Here is a 20,883-nt window from a genome sequence, read left to right on the forward strand (position 1 = left end):
ACTCAACGCCACCCACCGGACCAACCGGGATGCTCATGCAACCCCAGGACCACCGGGCTGATCAAGCACCGGAGTCCTTTACATGAGCCGGGCGGCGGGCGGCCGGGCGGGCAACGGGCGGCCGGGCGGGCAGCCGGGCAACGCCTTGACACGGCGGAAGGCGAGCGAAAGCATCGATTCCGGTCGCTATCCGGAAAGCGCTTGCCGATCCGTCCCGTCGGCTTCCGGCGCGGCCGGTCCATCGCCACCGCACCGAAGGAGCACCGATGAGACTCCCCGTCCCCCGCCGACGACCCCGCTCCCGGCGGATCGGCCTGGCGGTCGCCACCGCGCTCGCGCTCGTCGGCGCGGCCGTGGCGGTCGGCCCGCAGGCCGCCTCCGCCGCCGCCGTCGACACCGGCGCGACGTACGTGTTCGTCAACCGGCACAGCGGCAAGGCAATGGACCTGTACAACTGGTCCACCGCCGACGGCGCGCCGGTCAACCAGTACGCCCGCAACGACCTCGCCGTGCAGCAGTGGCGCTTCGTGGACGTCGGCGGCGGCTACTACCAGATCCGCTCCGTGCACAGCGGCAAGGTCCTCGAACTGCCCAACGCCGTCGACGGCACCCCGCTCGTGCAGAACGCGGCGGTCGGCGGCAACACCCGGCAGCACTTCGGCCTCGCCGACTCCGACGGCGGGTACGTCCGGTTCGTCAACCGGCACTCCGGCAAGGCCCTCGACGTGTGGGGCTGGTCGACCGCCGACGGGGGCATGATCTCGCAGTACCAGGACCTCGGCGGGGCCAACCAGCAGTGGCAGTTGGTCCGGGTCGGGGCCGCCGCCGACTGCGGGTCGGGCTCGTTCCAGGCCGAGGCGGTGCTCGGCGGCGGCACCTGGACGGTCCGCAACGGCGGCAGCACCGTCCACACCGGCACCGACATGCGCGCCGCCGTGCAGGCCGCCGTGAACAGCCTGACCGCCGGGCGCACCAGCAAGCAGCGGGTCGTCGTCCGCGGCTCCGGCTCGATCAGCGCCGGCTCCCGGATCTCGCTGCCCAGCTACACCACCATTGACGTCTGCGGCACGATCAACGTGACCGGCACCGGCACCGGCGACCAGGCGCCCATCTACTCCCGGGGCACCACGCAGGTGGAGGTGCAGCACCTCGCCGTCACGGGCAGTCCGCTGTACGGGATCTTCCTGCGCAACGTCACCAACGTGGTCCTCGGGCAGATCGACATGCGGCTGACCGCCGGCCTGGGCGTCCGCATCGACAACCGCGGCGACACCAGCCAGTGGACCCGCAACGTGCGCATCGACAACGTCTACGTCTCCGGGGCCAGCTCGCACGCCGTCGAGACCTACGGCGTCGACGGCCTGACCATCGGCACCGTCACCGCCCGCAACGTCGGCGAGTCGGGGCTGCTGCTCAACCAGACCATCAACGCCAGCGTCGCCACCGTCGACGCGGAGAACGCCGGCGCCGGCACCGGCTACGCGGCGTTCCGGATGGCCAACCGCAACGGCCGCGTCGGCGACAGCTACCCGACCAACGTCCGGGTGGGCACCGTGCGGGCCCGCGGCGGCGGCCGGGGGATCTTCTGCGTCTCCGAGTCGGGCGGGGCGGCGATCGACCGGGTCGACATCGCCAACACCGGCAACAACGCCATCCTGATCGAGAACTGCTACGGCGTGAACATCGCCTCCGGCGGCGGCACGATCAGCGGCGGCGGCGAGGTGCGGCTCGCCGAGCGCACCGAGTTCCCCGGCACCCGCGACATCACGCTGCGCAACTTCACGCTGGTCAACAACCGGATCGTGGAGAACCCGTGCGTGGACAACCTGACCATCAGCAACGTCACGCTGAACAACTCGTCGATCAGCCGCTGCTGACCGGGCGGGCCGCACCGGGCCACCGCCGGGCGCAGGCGCGCCGGCGGCGGCTCAGGCGGGGTCGGCCCGGCCCAGCCGCCAGTAGCCCATGAAGGCCACCGCCCGCCGGTCCAGCCCCCGCTCGGCCACCAGGTGCCGGCGCAGCGTGCGGATGACGCCGGCCTCCCCCGCGAGCCACGCGTACAGCGGCACCGGGGTCGCCGGGGTCGGCACCTCCCAGAGGAGTTCCCGGTCGACGTCGACGTCCGCGACCGCCTTGGCTGCCGGCGCGGGGCCGCAGAGCAGGTCGTCCGCCGCCGCGACGGCGGGCACGAGGCGGCTGCCGTGCCGCCCGCCGGCGCGGGGCAGCCAGGTGACCCGCATGCCGGGCGGCGCGGCGACGCCGAGCGCGTCGGCGGGATCGGGCACCTCGAGCAGCGCCCGCCCCCGGGCGTCGGCCGGGAGCCGCTCCAGGATGGCGGTGATCGCCGGCACGGCGGTCTCGTCGCCGGCCAGCAGCAGCCGGCCCGCCGGTGGTGGCCGGAACTCGATGCCGCCGTGCTCGCCGTCGAAGCCGGCGTCGGGGCCGAGCAGGGCCGCCTGGTCGCCGGGGCGCACCCGGCGGGCCCACCGGGTGGCGGGGCCGCCGTCGCCGTGCAGGACGAGATCGACGTCCACCTCGGCCAGGTGCGGGCGGGCCGCCCGGACGGTGTACGTGCGGACCGGGTTGCGCAGGTGCTCGGGCAGGGCCCGATAGCGGGCGTACCAGTCGGGGCCCTCGGGGAGGCTCACCCCGGCCTGCCCGGGCAGCGGCAGCGCCAGCTTGATCCGCTGGTCGTAGCCGTTGTCGGCGAAGCGGTCGAGGTCGCCGCCGGTGAAGGTGACGCGGACGAACGACAGGCTGAGCCGCCGCACGGCGCGGACCTCGACGTCGAACAGCCGCCACGGCGCGATGGGCAGGGTCTGGGTCATGGCGCCTCTCGGACGTGGGCGGGTTCCGTCCCACGGCACCCGGCGTCGATCATCGGACACCGGTCAGGTTAGCCTACCCTTACACGGCCGTGCGCGGGGGTGGTGCGCCGTCCCTCCACCGGGCGACCGGGTCGCCGGCTCAGCCCCCGGCGCAGACCCGGTCGAGGAAGACCGACCGGTCCAGGAAGAGCAGTTGGGCCCGCTTCTCCGGCAGGTCGATCTGCGGCCCGGGCACGAAACCGGCGCGGACCAGCCGGGCGACCGCCCGGTCGTTGCGCGCGTCCGGCTCGGCGACGACGCGCAGCCGGGCCGGGTCGGCCAGCACGAAGGCGAGGAACGTGTCGAGGACCGCCCCGGTGAAGCCGGGCTCGACGCCGCCGTCCGGCGGGCCGATCAGCAGGTGGACGCCGAAGTCGCCGGGGCGCACGTCGTAGCACTCCCCGACCGGGTCGGCCGCCGGCTCGTACGTCTGGAACAGCGCCGCCGGCCGGCCGTCGCGGTGCACGAGGTAGGCGTGGTGGGTGGCGAGCGAGTCGACGTACTCGTAGATCTCGCGCACCCGCTCGCGGCTGGCGTCGCGCATGCCCCAGAACCGCGACCGTTCCCGGGTGACCCAGTCGTGGATCACGTCGGCGTCGCGGGCCGGCTCGACGGGGCGGACGGACACCTCGCCGAACCCCTCGACGTGTCGCCGGAAGACGGTCGATGCGGTGGTCATGCGACTCCTCTGTGGGCGGACACCGTGACGGACGGTCAGGTCAGGTCAGGTCAGGGCAGCGTAACCACACCATTTCCGGACGGGTAGGCCGCCCCGGCCACCCGCGGCACCTGCGGCGTGTGCGCGGACGGGTGGCCGGCCCCGTCGGCGTCGGGGCCGGCCACCCGCGTCGCCGCGTGGCGCGGCGGCTACCTCCAGGTGTCGGTGTTGGTCCGGGCGCCGCCGCCCGGGGTGGTGAAGGCGCGGTTGCCGCCGGACTCCCAGGTGACGGTGCCGTCGGGGTTCTTCTTCACGTACTTGTACTCGACGGCGGTGTTCGGCGGCAGGTCGACCGTCGCCCGCCAGACCGGGTAGTCGGCCGGGGAGAGCGGCACCGCGTTGGCCGGGTTCCACCCGCCGAGGGCCGCGATGTTGCCGACGACGTAGACGTTCTGGCCGTAGCTGGTGGTGACCGTGGCGTGGAACGAGGTGGCGATCTGCCCGCTGGTGACGGTGTCGCCGCGGAACGTCTCGGTGACGGCGTAGGCGCCGCTGGCGGGGGTGGTGAACGCGCGGTTCGCCCCGGACTCCCAGGTGACCGCGCCGGCGGCGGTCTTCTTCACGAACTTGTACTCCACCCCCGTCGACCGGGGCAGGTCGACCACGGCCCGGTAGGCGCCGCCGCCCTGCGCGGTCAGCTTGACGGCGCTGGCCGGGGCCCAGGAGCCCAGCTCGGCGACGCTGCCGACCACGTAGACCTCCTGGCCGCTGGCCGGGGTCGCGGCGACGGTGAAGGTGGTGGCGATCCTGTCGGTCGGGTTGCTGGTCGGGGTGGCCGTCGGCGACGCGGTGGGGCTGGCCGTCGGCGACGGGGTCGCGCCGGGGCGGGCATTGACGTGGATCGCGACCGCGTTGTTGGCGGGGATCGTCACCGACGCCCGGCCGCCGGAGACGGTGACCGTGCCGCCGGCGCAGCCGGAGGCGGTGGCGGGGCCGGAGACGACGTCGCAGTACCGGCCGTCGGCGAGGCCGGTGGCGAACGTGGCGGTGGCGGCGCTGCCGGAGTCGTTGATGCCGATCCAGGCGCGGTCGCCGCGGTGGAAGCCGATGACGTTGCTGTTGACCGCCGTGAAGTCCGAGACGGTCCTGACCGGCCGCGCGGCGTTGGCCCAGCCGACCATGCCCTTGACGCCGGTGGACTGGGTCAGGCAGTTCCAGCCGCTGCCGCAGACGGTGTCGGTGACGTGGCCGTTGCCGTCGGCCGGCGGGGACTGGTTGCGGTTGGACCAGGAGAAGCTGTCGTAGACCGACGGCTTGCCGTGCGGGTAGGCCAGGGCGAAGTAGTTGGCCAGGGTGTAGTCGCTGCCGTCCCTGTAGGACAGCACGACCCCGTCGCGCTCCAGGTCGTGGTTGGTGACCATGGCGAAGACGTTGGCGCTGGGCGCGTCGAGGTTCCAGCTGCCGATGGTGGCGAGCGTGGCGATCGAGCCCTGGAAGGCGGACTTCAGGCCCTTGGCGTACGCGAAGTCGAGCACGTCGCCGTTGCCGGTGAAGGCCCGCGCCTTGAGCGCGTCGTTGCTCGCGCCGTCGAAGATCTCCTGGGCGACGTACGGGCGCTTGTTCTCGGCGACGGTGTTGTTCAGCTTGCCGAGGATCGCCACGAAGTCCTCCTTCTTGACGTGTTTGACGGCGTCCACCCGGAACCCGTCGACGCCGAGGCCGATCAGGTCGTTGAGGAAGGCAGCGATCTTGGTGCGGACGCTGTCCTTCTCGGTGTACAGGTCCGTCAGTGACAGCAGCTCGCAGCTGGTGACCTGGGCCTCGTTGTTCCAGTCGGTGATGGCGCCGTTGGTCGGGCAGTTGTCGCCCGGCCGGTGGAAGTCGCCGTTGCCGTAGGGCACCGCGGGGAAGCTGTAGCCGGGGCCGGAGAAGTCGGTGCCGGCGTAGCCGACGACGGACTCCGGGTTGTTCGCGCCCGCCATGTGGTTGACGACCGCGTCGACGTACACGCGCACGCCGGCGTCGTGGCAGGCGGCGACCATGGCCGCGAACTGCGCGCGGTTGCCGAAGCGGCTCTCCAGCTTGTACGACACCGGCTGGTACACCTCGTACCAGGGGTGCACGCCGTCGGCGCTGGTGGGCAGGCTGACCGACTCCTGGGGCGGCGCGACCTGCACTGCGCCGTAGCCGGCGGGGCCGAGGTGGTTGGTGCAGGCGGCGGAGACGGAGTTCCAGTTCCACTGCCACAGGTTCGCCGTCACCTCGCTGTCGTTGAGGGCGACGGCGGCGCGGGCGGGGGTGGCGGTGGTGGCGGCAGCGACGATCGCCGGCGTCGCGCCGGCCGCGACGATCGCGGCGGCGAGCAGCAGGCGACCGGCGCGGGCGCGGGGGTGTGGCCCTACGGATTCCATGGCAGGGGGGACCTTCTTCCGGGGTCGAAGAGGCACTGACGAGAGTGGACGGCCGTCCGGGTAGCGAAACGATGCGCCACACCTGAAAGGGATTGCAAGACCTTGCGGCAAGATTCTTGAAACCCGCCGGCAACACCGCCGCCGCGCGAACGGTTACATCTCCCCGCAAAGGAGCAGGCCAGCCCGGCTCGCCCACACCGCCGAGCCACCGCTCATGCACGCAGCGCGCTTCGAAAACTGGGACGAGGTTGACGCTCCGCCCGGCCGGCCGTAGCTTTCTCCGCAAGACCTTCCAGAGACTTTCATGGCCCGGCGACGCCGCGCCCGCATCCCGCCTCAGCCGGCCCGCTGGGCTCGGCGCAGCAGCCACGCGGCGAGCAGCCCACCCGCGAGGACGGCAACGGCCCCGACGGTCTGCCCGGCCTCCGACGCGGCACGGAAGGCGTCGGTCACCTGGCCGCGCTCGGCGTCCGTCGCGGCGGCGGCGAGCGCGGCGGGGAACGAGCCGGCCCCGGCCAACGCGGCGGGCAGCAGCGCGGCGAACCGGGCGTTGAGCACCGCCCCCAGCACGGCGACGCCGAGGCTGCTGCCGACCTCCGTCATCGTGCCGTCCACGCCCGCGCCCGCCCCGGCCTTCTCCGGCGGGATCGCGCTCATCACCGCCTCCACGATCGCCGGGTTGGCCAGGGCGCAGCCGGTGCCCATCGTCAGCAGCCCGGCCAGCAGCACGGCGTAGCCGTCGGACGGGGCGTGGGTGACCAGCAGCAGGCCGCTGGCGAGCAGCGTCATGCCGACCGCGATGGCGGCGGCCGTGCCCAGCCGGTGGATCAGCCGCGCGGCCACCCCGGCGAGGTTGAGCACGACGATGGACAGCGCGAACGGGACCATCCGCAGCCCGGCCTCCCAGGCGGGGTAGCCCCGGACGAACTGGAGGTGCTGGGTGAGCAGGAACAGCGCGCCGGTCGCGCCGAAGGTGATCAGGACGACCCCGGAGATCGCGCCGACGAAGCGCCGGTTGCGGAACAGGCCCATGTCCAGCATGGGGTGGGCGACCCGCAGCTCCCACCGGACGAAGGCGGCCAGCAGCAGCGCGCCGCCCAGGGCCGCGCCGAGCACCGGCGCGGAGGACCAGCCCCGCTCCGGGCCCGCGATGATCGCGTACACCACCGCGGTCAGGCCGGCGGTGGACAGCGCCACCCCGCCCACGTCGAACCGCCCGCCGGCCGGGTCCCGGGACTCGGGCACCAGGGCCGCGCCCGCCGCCAGGCAGAGCAGCACGATCGGGATGTTGACCAGGAAGATCGCCTCCCACGGGAAGTGGGCGAGGATGGCGCCGCCCACGGGCGGCCCGGCCGCGAAGCCCAGGGCGCTCGCCGCCGCCCACACGCCGATGGCCCGGGGGCGCTCGGCGGCGTCGAAGACCTGCATCGCCACCGCCAGGGTGGAGGTGACCAGCAGGGCCCCGCCGACGCCCATCCCGGCGCGGGCGGCGACGAGCTGGCCGGTGGACCCGGCGAGGGCAGCCAGCAGCGAACCGAGTCCGAACAGGACGAGGCCGGCGAGCAGCATGCGGCGGCGGCCGTACCGGTCGACGGCCCCACCGGCGGTGATCAGCAGCCCGGACTGCACCAGCGCGTACGCGTTGATGGTCCACTGCACGTCGGCGGTGCTGGCCCCCAGCTCGGCGGTGAGCACGGGCACCGCCACGGTCAGCACGGTGTTGTCGAGCACCACGGTGACCTGGGCGAGGCAGAGCACCGCGAGGATCAGCCACCGGGTGGGCAGCGGGTGGGCGGCGGCCGGGGGCACCTCGGCGGCGGGGGCGGGCAGGCTCACGGCCGGGTCCTCACGGTCGTCGGGGCAACGGGGGCGACGGGCGCAACGGGGGCGGCGGGCGCGGCGACGGGGGCCGGCGCGGGGCGCGGGTGGCGGCGCTGGTGCGCCACACCCACGGCCACGCCGGCCGCGACCAGCACGACCGAGCCGACCGCGACGGCCGGGTAGCCGACCCGGTCGGCGGCGGCGAGCCCCACGGAGGCCGCCGCGAAGGAGCAGACCAGCCCGAACGACGACAGCACCGTGAAGTCGGTGCCGCCGGTGCCCGGCCGGGAGTAGTCCATGTTGACGGTGTAGAGCACGACGTTCGCGGCCGTGTACGCGGCCATGAACGCCGACAGCGCCAGCACCGTCGGCGCGAGCGGGGCGTGGCCGGTCAGCAGCGGCAGCAGCGCCGCCGTGGACGCCGCCAGGGCCACCCCGGCGGCGACGAGCACCCCGGCGCGGCCGAGGCGGCCGACCAGCGCGCCGGCGGCCAGCCCCGCCACGACGGCCGGCACGCTGGTCACGACGCCGGTGACGAGGCCGATGCGCTCCAGCGACCAGCCCGCGTCGACCAGGGCGGGCGACACGAGGGCGTACGCCGCGCCCGCTCCGGTGTAGACCAGCGGCACGACGCCGAAGGTCCACCAGCGGCAGCCGGGCTGCCCGAACACCGACCACAGCGCCCGGTACGCCTGCCCGGCGTCGGCGGGGCGAGCGGCGCGCGGGGGCTCCCGGAACCGCCACACCACCAGCAGCCCGACGGCGGTCAGCCCGGCCAGCAGCAGGATCGCCGGCACCCAGCCGTACCGGTCGTAGACGACCACGCAGGCGCCCCCGCCGAGCAGGTTGCCCACGTAGCTCGCGGCCACCTGGACGCCGTTGCCGACGCCCCGGGCGCGCTCGGAGAGCACCCGGACGGCGACGGCGTCGACGGCGATGTCCTGGGTCGCCGACAGCAGCACGTACGCGGCGCAGATCGCCACGATCGGGCCGAGCTGCCCGGCGGGCCGGGGGTACGGCAGCAGGGCGAGCAGCGCGAGCACCAGGCCGCCCTGCAACACGAGCAGCCAGGACCGGTAGTGGCCCAGGCTGCGGGAGCCGAACCGGTCGAGCAGCGGCGCCCAGAGGAACTTGATCGGCCAGATCAGCCCGACGAACGTCAACAGGGCGAGGGTGTCCAGCGAGGTGCCGCCGTCGCGCAGGATCGCGGTCAGGCCGACGGTGATGAAACCGATGCCGAGGTACTGGGTGACGTAGAGGGTGGAGAGGGTGCCCAGCGGTGATCTCACCGGGCGCTCCAGTAGCCCAGCGCGGTGAGCTGGTGCCGGCCGACGCCGAGGGTGCGGCGCAGGTGCCGGGTGATGTCCCGGGTGCTGCCGGCCTCGCAGGCCACCCAGTAGTGGGCGTCGTCGACGCCGGGCAGCGCCGAGCGGACGGTGTCGACCAGGTGCCGGCCCTCGTCGCGGCGCGGCACCCAGACGACCTCGTGGTGGTCGCGGGCCCGGGTGGGCAGCGCCTTCTCGTCGTCGTGGGCGTACTCGACCCAGACCGTCGCCGGCACGTCGGGGGCGGCGTCGAGCAGGCTGTTCACGGCCGGCAGCGACGCGGCGTCGCCGACCAGGTAGAGGTGGCGTGGGGCGGGGTCGGGCAGGCGGAACGCGCTGCCCTGCACGGTGGCCTCGATGGTGTCGCCGACGCGGGCGGCGCTCGCCCAGCGGGCCGCGACCCCGTCGTGCAGGGCGAACTCCAGGCTGAACCGCCCGGCCGCCGGGTCCGGGTCCACGAGGGTGTAGGCGCGCTGGTGGGGCCGGCCGTCGTTGTCGAACCACAGCCGGATCCACATGGTGGGGTGGACGCCGCACTCAACGAGCAGGCCGCCGTCGTCGACGTGGAGCCGCTGGTAACGCCCGCCCACCGACTCGGTCCCCCGCACCGTGAGCCGGAAGGTCCGGCCGCCCATCGCGCGCAGCACCAGGGCTTCCCAGTTCCGTTTCACGCACCCCTCCAGTAAGGTCTGCCTAAGTTAGGGGAGGGTAACCTAAATGACGCTGTTACGGGAGTCGACGCCACCGCCGGCGTCGCTCGCGCCGCCCGTCGGGCCGCCGGTCCGGGCCGCCGGCATCCACCGCGACACCTGGGGCGTGCCGCACCTGTGGGCCGACACCGTGGACGACCTCGCCCGCCTCCAGGGCCGGGCCACCGCGCTCGACCGGGCCTGGCAGGTCGAGGTGGAGCGGTGGCGTTGCGAGGGGCGGCTCGCCGAGCACGTCGGCCCGGCCGAGGTGGCCTGGGACCGCTTCGCCCGCCGGGCCCGCCTCGACGACACCGCCCGACGCTGCTACGCCCGGCTCGACCCGGACACCCGGCGCTGGGTCGCCACGTACGCGCAGGGGGTCAACGACGGGCTCGCCGAGGGCGCCGCCGCGGCCCCGGAGTTCGCGGCGGCCGGCTGCGCCCCGGGCCGGTGGCGGCCGTGGTCGCCGCTCGGCGTCTTCCTGGTGCAGCACGTGCTCTTCTCGACGTTTCCCAACAAGCTGTGGCGCGCCCACGTCGCCGCCACGCTCGGGCCGGCGGCCACCGCCCTGTTCGACGCCGAGGCCCCCGGCGGGTCCGGCAGCAACGCCTGGGTGACGCCGGCCGACCCGACCACCGGCCGCGGCCCGGTCGTCGCCGGCGACCCGCACCGGATCCTCGAACTGCCCGGCATCTACCAGCAGGTGCGCCTGGCCTGCCCCGAGTTCGACGTGCTCGGCTTCGCATTCCCCGGCGTGCCGGGCCTGCCCCACTTCGGCCACGCCGGCGACGTGGCCTGGGCGGTGACCAACGCGATGGCCGACTACCAGGACGTCTATCGCGAGCGGCTGCGCCGCGACGGCGACGTGGTCCTGGTCCGCGAGGCCGACGGCTGGGCGACGGCGCGCCGCCGGGTCGAACACATCGGGGTACGCGGCGGCGAGCCCGTCCCCGTCGAGGTGATCGAGACGGCCCGGGGGCCGGTGGTCGACCACGACCGGGACACCGGCGAGGCGCTGAGCCTGCGCACGCCCACCCGGGTCGAGCAGCGCTGCGGCTTCGAGGCGCTGCTGCCGCTGCTGCGCTCGCGGACCGTCGACGACGTCGCCGCCGCGCTGGAGTCCTGGGTCGAGCCGGTCAACAGCGTGCTCGTCGCCGACCGGTCGGGCGCGGTGACCCAGCTCGTCGCCGGCCTGGTGCCGGTGCGCGACGACCGGTGCCGCCGGGAGCCGGTGCCCGCCTGGGAGCCCCGCTACCGCTGGAGCGGCCGGTACGCGTCGATGCCCCGCACGGCGGTCACCGGGCCCACGGCCTGCGCCAACGACCGCCGGCCCGACGTGGCGGCGCTGGGCCGCGACTTCGCCCCGCCGCACCGGGCCCGCCGCATCCGCGCCCTGCTCGCCGAGGGCGTCGAGCCGGCGGCCGTGCACATGGACACCAGGCTCGACGCGGGTGTGCTGCGCGGCCTCCTCGGCCGGCTCGACCCCGACGCCCTCACCGACCCGGCCCGCGACCTGTGGGAGCGGCTGGCCGCCTGGGACGGGCGGATGGCCGCCGACAGCGTCGACGCCGCCGCCTACGCCGCCTGGCGGGCGGCCCTCGCCCGAGGGCTGCACGAGCACCCGGCGCTGCGCCCGCTGCGCGCCCCGGGCGCGTACGACGAGCTGTTCCGGCCGTGGACGAACCCGCTGGGACGGATCGGCCACGCCCTCGACGCCGTGGTGGCCGGACTGCCCGGCCTCGGCCTCGGCCTCGGCGTCGAGGGCGTGGCCGTCGCCGCCCTGGAGGAGGTCGCGCACGGCGACCCGCCCGGCACCTGGGGGCGACGGCACGCCCTGCACCCCGTCCACCTGCCGGTCTGCCCCGAGGTCGACGCGGCGGTGGAGGCGATGCGCGCCCGCGTCGCGCTGGCCGGCGACAGCGACTGCGTGCTCGCCACCAGCAGCGTCCCCGGCCTGTCGGACGCCTGCTGGCGCGGCCCGGTCGCCCGCTACGTGTGGGACCTGACCGACCGGGCGGCGAGCCGGTGGGTGGTGCCCTTCGGCGCGTCGGGCCGCCCCGCCGACCCGCACTTCGCCGACCAGTTGCCGCTGTGGGCCACCGGCGGACTCGTCCCGGTGGTGACCGACTGGCGGCTGCTCACCCGTGAATCCGAGAAGAGGGACACGTGACGTACCAGGAGACCCTGCCCGGCCTCGGCGAGCTGTCCCTCGTCGAGGTCGACCCGCAGGCCCATGCCGAGCTGCTGCACGGCTGGGTCACCCAGCCCCGGGCCGTGTACTGGGGCATGGGTGGCTACACCGTCGAGGAGGTCCGCGAGGTCTACGCCTTCGTCGCCGGGCTGGCGACGCACCACGCGTACCTGATCCTGCTCGGCGGCGCGCCGGTCGGCCTGTTCCAGACCTACCAACCGGAGGCCGACCCGGTCGGCGAGCGGTACCCGGTGCGGCCCGGCGACATCGGCATGCACCTGCTGCTGGCCCCCGGGCGACGCCCGCCGCGCGACCTCACCGGCACGGTGGGGCAGGCGCTGGTGCGGTTCCTGTTCCGGGACCCGACGCGACAGCGGGTCGTGGTCGAGCCGGACGTGCGCAACGAGCTGGCCCTGCGCCGGCTGGCGCGCTCCGGCTTCACGTTCGACGACGAGATCGACATGCCGGACAAGCGGGCCCGGCTGGCGTTCCTGACCCGGGACCGCTTCGAGACCCTCTTCCCGGCCCCCACCGCCACCCCGTCCCCGTGACTGGCTGACCGCCCGCGTGGCACAGGGCGATCGGTGCCGCGGGACGCACATTGGGAGCTGAGTCGTTGACGTCATCACCGCCCTTTCCTGTCGAGCCCCCACCCGCTCCCGTCACCGGCCCAGCCTGGTGATCAAGAGATTTGCGTCATCGCCGAGATCAACTCTGACGCATTTCTCTTGATCACTGTCCCGGGTGGGATCACCGCCACTGGAGAAGCTCCTCTCCGACGAACTGGACGCCATCAACCATGCCGCCACCGCCTCGAACGACGAAACGCCGTTCTCCATCCGAGCCACGGCCGAAGACGGTGTTCTCCTCGGCGGTCTCGCCGGCTGGACCTGGGGCGGCTGCGGTGGGATCACCACACTGTGGCTGAGATCAGATCAGCGCGGCCGAGGCTTGGGCGGACGGCTGCTGACCGCCGCCGAGAACGAGATCCTTCGGCGTGGCTGCGACCGGGTTGTCGTCGCGACGATGTCCTTCCAGGCGCCGGCTTTCTACCTGCGACACGGTTACGAGGAAGTCGGCCGCACGCCGGACATGCTGGACGGCACCGCGAAGCACCGCTTCTTCAAACGTCTGGTCGCCAAACGTCTGGTCGCCGCACCCGCCCAGACGCACTGATCAGTCTCCGTCGAGCCAGGTGCGCAGCGCCCACCACCAGCGCACCGTCTGCGGCACCGGCCACCGTCCGCCCGGCTCGGCGAGGGTCGGCGGCATCCCGGTCAGCTCCTGCACCCGGCGCAGCCGGTAGCGCACGGTGTTCGGGTGCAGGTGCAGGGCCTCGGCCGTGCGGTCGAGCCGCTGGCCGTGGTCGAGGTAGGCCAGCGCGGTCGAGGCGAGCTGCCGGTGGAACTCGTCGGCCGGGTCGAGGGCGGCCAGCAGCTCCCCGCTGACCAGGTCGGCCAGGGCCGGCTGGGCGGCCAGCGCGGTCTCCCCGGCGAGGTCGACCACCCGGTGCAGGCCGCGCAGCCCGGCCCGGGACGCGGCGCGCAGGGCGGCCACGCACAGCCGGTGCAGGGCCGGGGCCTGCGCCAGGGGCCGCGCCGGGGCGGCCACCACGAGCCCGGCCGCGTCGGCGAGGCCGGCGGGCGGCAGCCGTACGCAGAGGCCGGCGAGCCGGTCGTCGACGGTGCCGAACAGCGCGCCCGCGCCGCACAGCTGCCGCTCCACCGCCGAGATCCGGGCCGGGTCGGTCAGCTCGGTGACCACGCAGTGGTAGCGGCCGTCGGGGCGCAGCCCGAAGGCGGACAGGTCGTCGGGGCGCAGCCCGAGACCGTGCCCGGGGCGGGCGTCGCCGGCCTCGTCGAGCAGCAGCCGACGCAGCAGCCGGTTGCGGGCGTCGCGGCGGGTGCGGGCCAGTTCCAGCTCCGCCGTGTGGTGGCCGTCGACCAGGGCGCGTTCCAGGGCGCTGGCGTACCGGCCGAGCTCCAGCAGGGCGTCCAACAGCGCGGAGTCGGGTATCCCGGCGGCCCGGCCCCGGTCGAGCGCGATCTCCACCACGCGCTGCCGGCCGGCCTGCACTCCGCGCAGCAGGCCGGCGACGGAGACGCCCTGCGCGGCCCGGTCCGCGCCGAGGCGTCGGGCCTCGGCGAAGTCCCGCTCGCTCGGCTCCGCCAGCCGTGCGAACGACGCCAGCCCGGCGGTCAGCAGGGCCGCCACGTGCCGGCGGTTCTCGGCCGTCGGCAGCCGGGCCACCTCGGGCGAGTGCTCCCGGGCCGCCTCGACCATCTCGTCCACGACCCGCCGGTCGGTCGCCAGGTCGCGCAGCAGCGCGCCGAGGGCACCGGCCCGCTCCGGCATCCCCATCGGCCCGCTTCCCTCCGCCCCGGCCACTGTGGGCCGTACACAACGACCCGGCCGGGTTTTGGCCCCCGTGCCCTACCGGGAGTCCGGCTTCGGTTGGTTTCCTTCTGTTACCGCAAAGTAACACCGCGCCAGCGCACCGCGGAACGCCACCATCGGTCGCCCCCACCGGCAGGAGCAGCCCATGCCCGCAGCAGCACCGTCGTCCCCGCCCGTCCGCCTCGCCCGCAGGTGCGGCGCGCTCGCCGCCGCCGTCGCCGTCGTGGCCGCCGCCGCGCCGGCCCCGGCCGTCGCCGCTCCCGCCGTCCCGGTGGGCGCCGCCGCCCTGGAGGAGGTGATGTTCGTCGGCAACAACTGGGAGGGCACCGTCGACGTCATCCGCTCCCGGGGCGACTACGCCCGGCTCGGCCGGGTCAACGTCGTGCCCGACAAGCAGCAGCGGCTCTGGGAGATCTACCTCAACCCGATCAAGCTCGCCTTCTACCTGGGCATCCAGCAGGGCCCCGGCGAGGGGCACGACCAGCTCATCGACGACATGTACACCACGCCGGACGGGACGGCGCTGGTGGCGTCCCGGCCCAGCTTCGCCGACGTCGTCTCGATCGACCTGCGCACCGGCGCGGTGCGCTGGCGGTTCCCGGTCTCCGGGTTCCGCTCCGACCACATGGCGGTCTCCCCCGACGGCACCCGCGTCGCGGTGTCGGCGTCCACCTCGGACACCGTGCACGTGCTCGACATCGACACCGGCAAGCAACTCGGGTCGTTCGGCACCGGCGACACCCCGCACGAGAACATCTTCACCGGCGGCGGCCGGTACATCTGGAACATGTCCATCGGGGACGTCAACACCTCGCTGGACGCCCCGTCGCAGGACTGGACCAAGGGCGACCGCAAGATCACCATCGCCGACGCGACCACGTTTGCCAAGGTGAAGGAGATCGACATGCGGCCCCGGCTCGACGCGTACGGCCGCAGCGACCTCTCCGACGCCGTCCGGCCGGCGGTCTTCACCCCCGACGAGAGCAAGCTCTACTTCCAGGTGTCGTTCTTCAACGGCTTCGCCGAGTACGACGTGGCCGGCGACCGGATCACCCGGATCGCCACGCTGCCGAAGAACCCGAACACCACCGAGGACCGCACGAAGTGGGTCAACGACTCACGGCACCACGGCCTGTCGATCAGCCCGGACGGGGCGAAGCTCTGCGTTGCCGGGACGATGGACGACTACACCACGATCGTGGACCGGTCCACGCTCACCCCGGGCCCGCTGGTCACGGCCAGCAAGCCGTACTGGGCGACGGTGAGCGGCGACGGCCGCGACTGCGTCATCTCGGAGTCGGGCGCCGACCAGGTCACCGCGATCAGCTTCGCCACGGGCCAGAAGGTGGTCAGCGTGCCCGTCGGCGACCACCCGCAGCGGGTGCGGATCGGGCGCCTCCCCGCCGGCTGGACCCCGCCGGCCGCCCGGTAGTCCCTCCCGCGCGGGTGCGGCCCGGCCGGTGATCCGGCCGGGCCGCGCCCGTCTGCCTGCGGTCAGCCGCCGAGGCTGGCGGCGGCCGAGGCGATCGCGGAGGCGAAGTAGCTCACCTGCGTGTAGACGCCGGGGTAGTTGGGACGGGCGCAGCCGTTGCCCCAGCTCACGATGCCGACCTGGATCCACGCGTTGCTGGCGTCGCGGCGGAACATCGGGCCGCCCGAGTCGCCCTGGCAGGTGTCCGTGCCGCCCGAGGCGTAGCCGGCGCAGATCTCCTCGGCCGGGATGATGTCGCCGCCGTAGTTGGCGCTGCAGACGGAGTCGCTCACGAACGGCACGGTGGCCTTGAGCAGGTAGCGCTGCTGCGCGCCGCCCTCACGCGGCGCGCCCCAGCCGGCGACGGTGAACGTGCCGCTGTCGTACGCGCCGGTGGTGGCGATGGGCAGGGTGGCCAGGCCGGTGACCGGGGTGGCCAGGCGGATCAGCGCCCAGTCCTTGCCGGAGCCGGTGTAGCCGGGCGCGCGGTAGACGTAGTTGGACCGGACGGTGATCCGGCTGGCCGACTGGAGGTCGACCACGCCGAGGGTGGCGGTGATGCTGGTGTTGGCGCCGGTGCGGCTGACGCAGTGCGCGGCGGTGAGGACCAGGGTGGGGCTGTAGAGCGAGCCGCCGCAGCCCATGGAGAGCCGCACCATGAAGGGGAACTCGCCCTGGGCGGCGGGGGTGCCGCCGACGACGTTGGGGGTGACCGTGGCGTCGCCCGCCGCGGCGGCGGGTGCGGCGAGGGTGAGGCTGCCCGCGGTCACCGCGGCCAGCGCGGCGGCCAACAGGCCAGTGAGGGTGCGCCAGCGAACCATGTGTTCCTCCGCATCATCTGCGGTGCGCCGGGGGTGACGCGCCGCCTTCGGATGACGGGAATCATATTCACCATCGTCGATTACTGATCATCCTCGCCTGGTCATACGACGGTGCTATCGCCGCACTCAGCCGGCGCCGAAGCAGACGAAGGCCGCCGCCGTGGCCAGGGCGTCGGCCTCGCCGGTCGCCACGAACGCGGCCTGGGCGTCGGCCAGGGCGCGCGCCGGCCGCGCGCCGCCCCGCATCCTGCGGTGCAGGTCGAGCATCAGCGCGGTGGTGGGCTCGGCCGGCACCGGCAGCACGGTGCCCACCAGGCAGCGGGCGCCCCGGGCCAGCAGCACCGCCGTGAACCCCATGACCTCGTCGCCGGGGCGCACCCCGGACAGGCCCGAGTCGCACGCGGACAGCACGACGCAGCCGGGCGGCCGGGGCAGCCGCTCCAGCTCGTAGGCCAGCAGCGGCCCGTCGGCCAGTTCGAGGCGGGAGAAGAGCGGGTTGTCGGCCCGGAACGTGCCGTGCGCGGCGATGTGGGCCAGCGCCGCGCCGTCCAGCGCGACGGTCAGCGCGCCGGCGGTGGCGTCCGCCCCGGTGAACACACGCGCGCCCGGCAGCACGCCGGCGAGCTGGCGTACCTCGGTCTGCGCGGCCGGCAGGCGTGGACCCGCCGCCAGCACCGGCGGCCCGGCCGGCGCGTCCCGGCGGTCCGCGACCAGCCAGGCGGTGGCCGAGGGGGCGACGGTGACCGGCCGGCCGGCGCAGGTCGGCAGGCCCGACCACGGCACGGCGTGCAGGGCGCCGATCGGGACGACGACCAGGGGACGGTCGCCCAGGTGCCGGCGCAGCGGGTCGAACAGCTGCCGGTCCAGCGCCGCCGCCGCGTGCGCCACACCGGCCCGCACGCCGGCCGAGTCGCCGGTGGTGACCAGCCGGCGCAGGCCGAACCGCAGCAGCCGGGCCCGGTTCGCCGCCTCGGCGAGCGGGCCGAGGTCGTGCAGCGTCGCCCGGCCGTCGCGGACCAGCACCGCCCGCAGCCGCTCCCCGTGCGCCACCAGCTCGACCAGCACACGCGGGCCGAGCCGCCCGGCCAGCGTCGACACGCCGGGCGGGGACGCCAGGGCCCCGCCGCCGGGCGCCCGGCGGGACAGGTCGCGGATGTGCTGCTCCAGCCGGGCCTGCCGGCCCCGCAGCGCGTGCGCCGGCCGGCCGGCCAGCAGGTAGTCCTCCAGCAGGCTGCTGACCAGGCGCAGCTCGGTGAGCGCGGCGAACAGGTCCGGGTCGGCCGGGGGCAGCGCCGCCCGGGTGCGCACCGCGCTGGCCCGCCACCGCTCCGCCCAGGCCAGCACCCGCGCCGGGGCGCCCGAGCGGACCGCGATGTCGAGGCCCTCGGCGGCCAGCTCCTGCCCGTACGCCCCGCTGTGCGCCCGCAGCTCGGTGGCGCCGAGCGAGGCCCGGTGGCTGTCCAGCACGGCCAGTCCGCGCCGCAGCGCCCGGGCCGCCGTCCGGTCGTCCCCGGCGAGGCGGTGCGACAGCGCCAGGGCGTACCACCCCTGGGCCCGGCCGGGCGCGGTGCCCCGCCGCCGAGCGCGGGCCGCCGCGTCCAGCAGGTCCGCCGCGCGGTCGGCGCGGCCCAGCGCCACGGCCAGCCGGCCGGCGTCGATCCGGGTGGTCAGCGCGGGGCCGGGCCAGCCGGTCGCGTCGAGCTGGGCGGCGGTACGCACCAACGCCGTCAACAGGGCCGCCGACCGGGTGCCCCGGCGGAACTCGGCGCGCAGCTCGACGTGCCGGGCGAAGGCGGCCCAGGTGCGGCGGCCCTGGCGGCGGAACCGGGCCCGGGCCTGGGCGGCCGTGTCGGTCGCGGTGTCCAGGTCACCGGCGAGCAGCGCGGCCCGGGCCCGGGCCAGCAGCGCCTCGGCGAGGTCGGAGGCCATGCCCCGGCGGTTCAGCTCCCGCACGGCCACGGCAGCGACCTCGACCGCCTCGTCGAGCAGGGGCACCGACAGCAGCAGCTCGAAGCGGTCCAGCAGCAGCGCCGGCCGGGGCACGGCGAGACGCCGGTATTCCTGTTCGACCTCGGCGAAGCAGCGCAGCGCCCCCACCATGTCGCCGCGCTGGCCGGCCGCGATGCCCAGGTTCCAACGGGTGTCGGCGGCGGCGAGGTCCAACCCGAGCCCCTCGAAGATGGCCGCCGACCGGGCGAGGTCGTCGTCGCGGCCCCGCGCGCCCCGGTGTGCGTTGAGCAGGCCCCGGTTGTTGCGGGCCCGGGCCTCCAGCAGCCGGTCGCCCTCGCGCTGGGCGATGTCGACGGCAAGGGAGTAGTCGCGCACCGCCTCGTCGTAGCGGCCCCGGTAGTGCAGAACCACGCCCCGCTGCATCCGGGCGCGCCCGGCGTCGGCACCGGTGAGCTGCGGCAGCGCCGCGGTCACCGCCCGCAGCGCCGCGGCGGTGCGGCCGGCGTTGGCCAGCACGTAGCCGAGGCTCATCCGGGCCAGCGCCCGGGCCCGCGGCGTCGTCGCGGCCCGTTCCGCCCGGCGCAGGTGCCGCAGCGCCCCGGGCAGGTCGTTGAGCTCCCGCAGGGCAAGGCCGATCGCCCGTTCGGCGGTGGACCGTTCGTCACCGGCGACGGCGCGACCGGCGGCGAGCACCCGCTGCGCGATCGCTATCGCCTCGCGGGGATAGCGCTGCACGGCGTCGAGCGCGGACTGGGCCGCGCCGGCGGAACCGGCGCTGTCGGCCATGACGGACAGCGTTCCCGATGAACCCGGCCACCGTCAATCCGGGGTCCGACAGTGGAAATGCCGGCAATGGACCACCCATTCCTCCAATTGACTTTCAACTATGCTTTGGAAGAATCGACAGCGCCCCGACGTGCTGTCGCACCGGGACACCGCCGACCGCGCACGTCGCGACCGCCTGGAGGACCGGTGCTTCCTGACCGCCCCCGCACGCCACCGCCCGTCGGTCGACTGTCCCGGCGCGGGCTGCTCACCCTGGCCGCGTGCGCCGCGGCGGCGCCGCTCGGCGGCGGGGCGCGACCGGCCGCCGCGGAGGGCACGGACGACGACGCGTACCAGAAGGCGTTCTCCGCGGCGCTGGCCGCCGACCCCGACGTGCGGCGCTTCACCACGCAGGGCCGGGAGTTCCTCTACCGCCCCCGGCAACTGCTCGCCGCCAACGCCGACGCCCAGCGGGTGCTGTCCTGGCTGCGCTCGCGCGGGCACCAGGTGAGCGTCGGGGCCGGCTTCGCCGGCGTCACCCGCCTGCTGTTCGCCAAGGAGACCGACGTGCCGGCCGTGGTCACGGCGCTGCGCGACCCGCGGCAGTGGCCCGGCCAGCAGGTCCCCGGGGTGCAGCCGCACCACGTGCTCCTGGGCCTGGGCAACATCATGGGCAACCCGGGCGGCCCGCCCCGGGCCGCGTCGGCGCTGCCGCCGCCGGACCCGGCGCGCCTCGGCGAGGGGGCCGGCGTCACCGTCGGGGTCTGCGACACCGGGATCTGGCAGCAGGCCGGGGTCTGGCACCCGCAGTGGCTCGGCGGCAGCTACCTGCCGGAGGCCGACGACGTGGACGCGCTGTACGTCTCCGGCACCACGCTGGCCCCGCAGGGCGGGCACGGCACCTTCGTCGCCGGAGTCGTCCGGCAGGCCGCGCCGGGGGTGCGGGTCGACCCCGAGCAGGCGTTGAACCCGACCGGCGTCGGCGACGAGGCGATGCTGGTGGCCGCCATGTCCCGCCTCGGGCCGCAGGTGTCCGTGATCAACCTGTCCCTCGGCGGCTTCACCCAGGACGACGTGCCCCCGCTGCCGCTGGCCAACGCCGTGGCCGCGCTGCCGGCGCAGACCGCCGTGGTGGCCGCCGCCGGCAACGCCGGCAGCAGCCGTCCCGCCTGGCCCGCTGCCCTGGAGCGGGTGCTCGCCGTGGCGGCCGTGCGCCGCGACGGCGGGGTCCTCGTGCCGGCGTCCTACAGCGGCTTCGGCCCGTGGGTCGACGCGTGCGCCCTGGGTGAGCGCGACAGCACGTACGTCGAGGGTCAGCTCCCGCTGCCGGGGCGGCCGACCCTGGTCTTCCACGGCTTCGCCACGTGGGCCGGCAGCTCCTTCGCCACGGGCCACGTGTCCGGTAGGCTCGCCGCGATGATGACCGCCGGTGGCCTGAGCGCCGAAGCGGCGCGGCTCGCGCTGCTGGCGAACCCCCGCTGGCATCCCGACTACGGGGTGCTCGTCGCATGAGCCGC

General features: G+C 75.1%; 15 protein-coding genes. 6 read left to right on the top strand and 9 right to left on the bottom strand.

The window, feature by feature from the left end:
• Positions 1–266 precede the first annotated feature (266 nt).
• Positions 267–1,877 carry an RICIN domain-containing protein gene (locus ACFYWL_RS29885; protein ID WP_386979720.1) on the top strand — a complete coding sequence of 537 codons (1,611 nt, stop codon included), beginning with the start codon at positions 267–269 and terminating at the stop codon, positions 1,875–1,877.
• Between the two features lie 51 nt (positions 1,878–1,928).
• On the opposite strand, the gene ACFYWL_RS29890 is transcribed toward ACFYWL_RS29885, so the two are convergent.
• The 6 genes from ACFYWL_RS29890 to ACFYWL_RS29915 form a co-directional block, all read right to left on the bottom strand.
• Positions 1,929–2,828, bottom strand: coding sequence for a siderophore-interacting protein (locus tag ACFYWL_RS29890; protein WP_386979723.1), 900 nt, complete (start codon positions 2,826–2,828; stop codon positions 1,929–1,931).
• A gap of 139 nt (positions 2,829–2,967) precedes the next feature.
• Complete coding sequence (locus ACFYWL_RS29895; protein WP_386979726.1) at positions 2,968–3,546, bottom strand: GNAT family N-acetyltransferase; 579 nt, start codon at positions 3,544–3,546, stop codon at positions 2,968–2,970.
• A gap of 188 nt (positions 3,547–3,734) precedes the next feature.
• Positions 3,735–5,936 (bottom strand): carbohydrate-binding module family 20 domain-containing protein, encoded by a 2,202-nt coding sequence (locus tag ACFYWL_RS29900; RefSeq protein WP_386979729.1) that lies wholly within the window; start codon positions 5,934–5,936, stop codon positions 3,735–3,737.
• A gap of 336 nt (positions 5,937–6,272) precedes the next feature.
• Positions 6,273–7,772 (bottom strand): MFS transporter, encoded by a 1,500-nt coding sequence (locus tag ACFYWL_RS29905; protein ID WP_386979732.1) that lies wholly within the window; start codon positions 7,770–7,772, stop codon positions 6,273–6,275.
• A complete protein-coding gene (locus ACFYWL_RS29910) occupies positions 7,769–9,046 on the bottom strand; it encodes an MFS transporter (protein ID WP_386979735.1) in 1,278 nt (425 codons plus the stop codon). The genes ACFYWL_RS29905 and ACFYWL_RS29910 overlap by 4 nt, the downstream gene beginning before the upstream one ends.
• The gene (locus ACFYWL_RS29915; protein ID WP_386979738.1) at positions 9,043–9,753 is read right to left on the bottom strand and encodes a siderophore-interacting protein; all 711 of its coding nucleotides are present in this window, start codon (positions 9,751–9,753) and stop codon (positions 9,043–9,045) included. Before ACFYWL_RS29915 ends, ACFYWL_RS29910 begins: the two co-directional genes overlap by 4 nt.
• A gap of 46 nt (positions 9,754–9,799) precedes the next feature.
• Between ACFYWL_RS29915 and ACFYWL_RS29920 the strand changes: the two genes are divergently transcribed.
• From ACFYWL_RS29920 to ACFYWL_RS29930, 3 genes are all read left to right on the top strand, one after another.
• Positions 9,800–11,941 (top strand): penicillin acylase family protein, encoded by a 2,142-nt coding sequence (locus tag ACFYWL_RS29920; protein ID WP_386979741.1) that lies wholly within the window; start codon positions 9,800–9,802, stop codon positions 11,939–11,941.
• Entirely contained in the window at positions 11,938–12,513 is a 576-nt protein-coding gene (locus ACFYWL_RS29925) for a GNAT family N-acetyltransferase (RefSeq protein WP_386979743.1), read from the top strand. The genes ACFYWL_RS29920 and ACFYWL_RS29925 overlap by 4 nt, the downstream gene beginning before the upstream one ends.
• A gap of 193 nt (positions 12,514–12,706) precedes the next feature.
• A complete protein-coding gene (locus ACFYWL_RS29930) occupies positions 12,707–13,138 on the top strand; it encodes a GNAT family N-acetyltransferase (RefSeq protein ID WP_386979746.1) in 432 nt (143 codons plus the stop codon).
• Here ACFYWL_RS29930 and ACFYWL_RS29935 read toward each other — a convergent pair whose 3' ends face one another.
• The gene (locus tag ACFYWL_RS29935; RefSeq protein ID WP_386979748.1) at positions 13,139–14,323 is read right to left on the bottom strand and encodes a PucR family transcriptional regulator; all 1,185 of its coding nucleotides are present in this window, start codon (positions 14,321–14,323) and stop codon (positions 13,139–13,141) included.
• Positions 14,324–14,504: 181 nt separating this feature from the next.
• Between ACFYWL_RS29935 and ACFYWL_RS29940 the strand changes: the two genes are divergently transcribed.
• Positions 14,505–15,791 carry a YncE family protein gene (locus ACFYWL_RS29940; RefSeq protein ID WP_386979751.1) on the top strand — a complete coding sequence of 429 codons (1,287 nt, stop codon included), beginning with the start codon at positions 14,505–14,507 and terminating at the stop codon, positions 15,789–15,791.
• Positions 15,792–15,853: 62 nt separating this feature from the next.
• On the opposite strand, the gene ACFYWL_RS29945 is transcribed toward ACFYWL_RS29940, so the two are convergent.
• Both ACFYWL_RS29945 and ACFYWL_RS29950 read right to left on the bottom strand, forming a co-directional pair.
• Complete coding sequence (locus ACFYWL_RS29945; protein ID WP_386979754.1) at positions 15,854–16,651, bottom strand: S1 family peptidase; 798 nt, start codon at positions 16,649–16,651, stop codon at positions 15,854–15,856.
• A 126-nt stretch (positions 16,652–16,777) separates the two neighbouring features.
• Positions 16,778–19,387: a CHAT domain-containing protein gene (locus ACFYWL_RS29950; RefSeq protein WP_386979757.1), complete on the bottom strand. Its 2,610-nt coding sequence runs from the start codon at positions 19,385–19,387 to the stop codon at positions 16,778–16,780.
• Positions 19,388–19,573: 186 nt separating this feature from the next.
• Between ACFYWL_RS29950 and ACFYWL_RS29955 the strand changes: the two genes are divergently transcribed.
• Positions 19,574–20,878 carry a S8 family serine peptidase gene (locus tag ACFYWL_RS29955; protein WP_386979760.1) on the top strand — a complete coding sequence of 435 codons (1,305 nt, stop codon included), beginning with the start codon at positions 19,574–19,576 and terminating at the stop codon, positions 20,876–20,878.
• Positions 20,879–20,883 lie beyond the last annotated feature (5 nt).

Source organism: Micromonospora sp. NPDC002575 (assembly GCF_042889525.1).
Taxonomy (GTDB): Bacteria; Actinomycetota; Actinomycetes; order Mycobacteriales; family Micromonosporaceae; genus Micromonospora; species Micromonospora carbonacea.

Bases quoted from the DNA above. Each gene is read 5' to 3' on its own strand.
- ACFYWL_RS29885 (WP_386979720.1), top strand. From the start codon at position 267: ATGAGACTCCCCGTCCCCCGCCGACGACCCCGCTCCCGGCGGATCGGC.
- ACFYWL_RS29890 (WP_386979723.1), bottom strand. From the start codon at position 2,828: ATGACCCAGACCCTGCCCATCGCGCCGTGGCGGCTGTTCGACGTCGAG.
- ACFYWL_RS29895 (WP_386979726.1), bottom strand. From the start codon at position 3,546: ATGACCACCGCATCGACCGTCTTCCGGCGACACGTCGAGGGGTTCGGC.
- ACFYWL_RS29900 (WP_386979729.1), bottom strand. From the start codon at position 5,936: ATGGAATCCGTAGGGCCACACCCCCGCGCCCGCGCCGGTCGCCTGCTG.
- ACFYWL_RS29920 (WP_386979741.1), top strand. From the start codon at position 9,800: ATGACGCTGTTACGGGAGTCGACGCCACCGCCGGCGTCGCTCGCGCCG.
- ACFYWL_RS29935 (WP_386979748.1), bottom strand. From the start codon at position 14,323: ATGGGGATGCCGGAGCGGGCCGGTGCCCTCGGCGCGCTGCTGCGCGAC.
- ACFYWL_RS29940 (WP_386979751.1), top strand. From the start codon at position 14,505: ATGCCCGCAGCAGCACCGTCGTCCCCGCCCGTCCGCCTCGCCCGCAGG.
- ACFYWL_RS29945 (WP_386979754.1), bottom strand. From the start codon at position 16,651: ATGGTTCGCTGGCGCACCCTCACTGGCCTGTTGGCCGCCGCGCTGGCC.
- ACFYWL_RS29950 (WP_386979757.1), bottom strand. From the start codon at position 19,387: ATGGCCGACAGCGCCGGTTCCGCCGGCGCGGCCCAGTCCGCGCTCGAC.